We start from the raw sequence: 1,515 nt of genomic DNA, 5'->3' as shown, positions 1-1,515 counted from the left end.
TTATCTGCCTGCGAGGGACAAGGACCAGCTTACCGCCCGGCAGATCAGTCATATGCTCTGGTACCTGATCGATGGTAAGAGCAAGGGCCGCCGGGAGGCCGCGTTGACGGAGCGCGACTTCTTTATCGAATACCGAACGGCGTTTGCCGAGGTGGAGACTACATTTCTGCAAAGCAAAAAGACGCAGCGTTGGTGGATGCAATTGCCGGACAATAAATATATCGCCTGTTCGTACCAGGATTACCTGCTTGCCAGCAGCAATGAGATCCCGGAGCGATGGCTGCGGGCGCAAGAAAGGGGATAGTGCTGTACATAACAAGAGGGCGCCGACGGCGCCCTCTTGTTGGCGTTCATGATTGGCCTTCGCTTTGCCCGGTTACGGCCAGCGGACCGTGGCCCGCTCTACCAAATCCTTGTCCGGCGGTCGGCCGGCTTATACATTTTGTCTCCTTCTTTTACGTCGAAGGCTTCATACCAGGCATCGATATTGCTGATCGGTCCGTTGGCGCGATACATACCGGGGGAATGGGGATCGGTGAGGATCAACTGGGCGGCTGTCCGGGGCAGTGTATTGCTTCTCCATACCTGTGCCCAGTTCAGGAAGAAGCGTTGCGCGGGCGTGAACCCATCGATCTTTTTGCCTTCCTTGAATTGGGGCGTTTTTGTGAAGGCCTCATAGGCGATGGAGAGACCGCCCAGATCGGCTAAGTTCTCGCCCAGGGTCAATCGTCCGTTCACATGGAGCGTATCGAGGACCGTGAAGCCATTGTATTGTGCGACCACTTCGTCTGCTTTTGTCTTGAACTTATCCGCATCGGCTTTTGTCCACCAGTCTTTCAGGTTGCCATCTGCGGCGAACTGCCGGCCCTGGTCATCGAAGCCATGGGTCATTTCATGACCGATGACGGCCCCGATGCCGCCGTAGTTGACGGCGTCGTCGGCCTCGAAATCGAAGAAGGGGAATTGGAGGATGCCGGCGGGGAAAACGATCTCGTTATTGCTGGGATTATAATAAGCGTTGATCGTGGGCGGGGTCATCGTCCATTTTGTCCGGTCCACTGGTTTGCCGAGGAGCTTTACATTTTCGTTGAATTGATAGATGCTGCAGGATCTCACATTGCCGAGGAGGTCGTCTTTCCGGATCGTGATGCTGCTATAGTCTTTCCACTTATCGGGGTAGCCGATCTTTTTTAGAAAGGCCTGCAGTTTTTCCACCGCTTTTTGTTTGGTCTCGTCACTCATCCAGTCAACGCGGCGGATGCGGCCGGCGAAGGTCTGCTGCAGGTTGTTGACCAGTTCCTGCATGCGTTGTTTGGCGGCTGCGCTGAAATATTTATCGACATACAACTGGCCAAGCTGGTCTCCCAACTGGCGGTCGATCAGGCCGCTGATACGCTGCCAGCGGGGGGTCTCCACTTTCTGGCCTGACAATGCCTGACTGAAGGAAAAGTCTTCGGTCACGAAGGCGTTGCTGAGAAAGGGGGCGGCGGAGCGTACGATACTCCATTGCAGGTA

Annotated in this window: 1 protein-coding gene and 1 pseudogene; one reads left to right on the top strand and one right to left on the bottom strand. The window is 55.3% G+C overall.

Annotated elements, in window-relative coordinates:
* Nucleotides 1-304: pseudogene (locus tag VGM48_RS13860) on the top strand (arginase); the annotation flags it as partial.
* Nucleotides 305-402: 98 nt separating this feature from the next.
* Here the strand turns inward: VGM48_RS13860 and VGM48_RS13855 are convergent.
* Nucleotides 403-1,515: M13 family metallopeptidase (locus VGM48_RS13855; protein WP_331580053.1), on the bottom strand; the 1,113-nt coding region annotated here is incomplete at its 5' end.

Source organism: Puia sp., assembly GCF_036500295.1.
GTDB lineage: Bacteria > Bacteroidota > Bacteroidia > Chitinophagales > Chitinophagaceae > Puia.
This window is presented reverse-complemented; position numbering and strand designations above follow the sequence as displayed.